Annotated in this window: 2 protein-coding genes; both read left to right on the plus strand. The window is 77.4% G+C overall.

The features are described from left to right. The coding region (locus tag H3C53_12345) for an exonuclease SbcCD subunit D (protein MBW7917454.1) at window positions 1–1,183 on the plus strand (1,183 nt) is incomplete at its 5' end. Beyond that, window positions 1,180–2,825, plus strand: a 1,646-nt coding sequence (locus tag H3C53_12350; protein ID MBW7917455.1) for an SMC family ATPase, incomplete at its 3' end; no start/stop codon positions are given. The genes H3C53_12345 and H3C53_12350, both read left to right, overlap by 4 nt.

Below are 2,825 nucleotides of genomic sequence, written 5' to 3' on the forward strand. Positions count from 1 at the left end.
CCCGCTTACACTTGCCCACATGAAGCTGCTGCACACCGCCGACTGGCACGCCGGCCGGAGCCTCCACGGCGTCGACCGGACCCCGGAGGTGCGCGAGGCGCTGGGCGAGGTCGCCGAGCTGGCCAAGCAGGAGGCGGTCGACCTCGTGGTCGTGGCGGGCGACGTCTACGACAACCGCAACCCCAGCGCCGCCGCCGAGGACGCCGTCTACGAGTTCTTCCTCGACATCTCCCGCGCCGGCATCCCCAGCGTGGTCATCGCCGGCAACCACGACTCGCCGCAGCGGCTCGACGCGGTTGGCGACCTGCTCGGGCTGGCGGGCGTCCACGTGGTGGGCGCCTTCCGGCCCGCCGGCGGCGGGGGCGCCTTCGAGCTCACGCTCGGCGCCGAACGCGTCAGGGTGGCCGCCCTGCCGTTCCTGTCGGAGCGGCGCATGCTCGCCGCCGGCGACGTCATCGAGAAGGCGCCCGGCGAGCAGGTCGACCACTACCGCGGCGTCATGCGCAAGCTCGTCGACAACCTCACTGGCGCCATGACCCCCGCCCACGTCAACCTGCTGCTCATGCACACCACCTTCGAGGGGGCCACGCTCGCCAACTCGGAGTACGTCTTCCACAGCACCAACTCCTACACGGTGCCCGCCTCCGTGGTGCCCGACGTGGTGTCGTACGCGGCGCTGGGGCACATCCACAAGCCGCAGGGCGTGCAGGGCCTCGCCGAGAACAAGGCGCGCTACCCCGGCAGCCTCCTGCAGCTCGACTTCGGCGAGGCCGGCGACGGCAAGAGCGTCGTGGTGGCCGAGCTGGCGGCCGGCCGGCCGGCCGAGTACCGCCTGCACGAGCTGAGCGCCGGCAAGAAGCTGGCGCGCGTGGTGGTGGCGGAGGATGAGCTCGACCGGCGCGCGCTCGACCTGGCGAGCTTCCCGGGCTGGCTCAAGCTCGTGGTGCGCCTGCAGCGCCCGCGGCCCGGCCTCAAGGAGCGCCTGCAGCAGACGATCCCCAACCTGCTCGTCGTAGAGCAGCGGCTGCCGGGCGAGGACGCCGCGGACGAGGCGCCGCTCGACCTCTCGGCGCTGTCGCTCGCCGACAGCTACCGCGACTACCTCAGGAGCGAGCGGGGCGGGGCGGGGGAGGCGGAGCTCGTGCCGCTCTTCAGGACCCTCGAGGAGGAGGTCGGCGCGTGACGCCCCTGGAGCTCCAGCTCGAGGGGTTCACCTGCTACCGCCGCCTCGCGCGCGTGAGGTGGGGCGGCGCGGAGGCCGAGCTGTTCGCCGTCACCGGCCCGACAGGCGCCGGCAAGTCGACGCTCCTCGACGCCATCACCTACGCCCTCTACGGGCAGACGCCCCGCCTTGGCGCGAGGGGCCTCGAGTCGCTCCTCACCCCCGGCGCGACGGCCATGCACGTGCAGCTCACCTTCCGCGCCGCGCGGGGCGTCTACCGCGTCACGCGCGCCGCGCAACGGCGCGCCGGCGGCGTCACGACGGAGGTGCGCGTCGAGCGGGCCGAGGACGGCGCGGGCGCCTGGCGCCAACTGCCGGAGAGCGAGCGGGTGCGCGACGCCAACCGCGCCATCGAGGAGATCGTCGGCCTCGACTACGCCGGCTTCACGCGCGCGGTGCTGCTGCCGCAGGGCGCCTTCGACGAGTTCCTGCGCGGCGACGCCGCCGAGCGGCGCCGGCTCCTCGTGGCGCTCTTGGGCCTCGACCGGGTCGAGCGCGTGCGCGAGCTTGCCGGGCGCCTGGCGCGCGATGCCGAGGCCCAAGCCGGCGGGCTGGAGCGCCGCCTCGAGGAGGACTACGCGGACGCGACGGCCGCCGCGGCCCGCGAGCTGACCGACAGGCGCGACGAGCTGCGGGCCGAGGCGAGCGGCCTCGAGGAGCGGGTGACCGACCTGGAGGCGCGCCTCGTGGTGGCGCGCGACCACGCGCGCGTGGTCGGCGTGCTGGCGGCGCTGGCGGCGCGGGCGGCGGCGCTGGAGGGGGCGGCCGCCGGCGTGGCGGCGGCGCGGCGGGAGCTCGAGGCCGGCAGGCGGGCGTTGGCCCTCGAACCCGTCCGGCAGGCGCACGAGGCGGCCGCCGCGCGCGCCGAGCGGGCGGCGGCCGAGGCGGATGCCGCTGCCGCGCTCGCGGCCGACAAGGCGGCGGCCGCCACCCGCGCCGCGGCCGATCACCGCGCCGTGGCGGCCGCCGGCGACGAGAGGCGGCCCCGCGCCGAGCGGGAGCTAGACGCGCTGCAGGGCCTGGTGCCGGCGCTCGCCACGCTCCAACGCGTTGGCGGCGGCGCGCCCGGTGATGCCGACGGCGCCGCCGCCCCGCGCTGGCTCGACGAGGCCGAGTGGGCGCGCTGGCAGGTGGCCGAGGGCCAGCTGCCGGAGCTCGAGCGGGCGACGGCCGCCGAGGCGCAGGCCAGGCGCCGCGCCGAGCGGGCCCGGCGCGAGGAGGCCGACGCCAGGGCGGCGGCGGAACGCGCCGAACGGGAGCTGGCGCGGCGAGCGGAGGAGGGCAAGGCCCTCAAGGAGGAAGCCGAGCGGCGCCAGGCCGCCCTCCAGGCCGCCACGCTGGCCGACGCCGTGGCCGCCGTGCGCTCTCACGTTCACGTGGGCGAGCACTGCCCCGTGTGCGGCAACCCCGTGACCGCGCTGCGTGGGGGCGGGGGCGACGCCGCGCTGGCCGCCGCCGCGGCGGCCGCGCGGGATGCTACGGACCGGCTCGAGGCCGCCCGCGCCGACTACGTCGCCCACCGCTCCACGCTCGCCGCCGCCTCCGAGCGGCGCGACGGTGCCGCCGCGGTCGCCGCCGACGCCGCGGCTGCCGCCGACGCCGC

The sequence above is a fragment of the Trueperaceae bacterium genome, assembly GCA_019454765.1.
Classification (GTDB): domain Bacteria; phylum Deinococcota; class Deinococci; order Deinococcales; family Trueperaceae; genus JAAYYF01.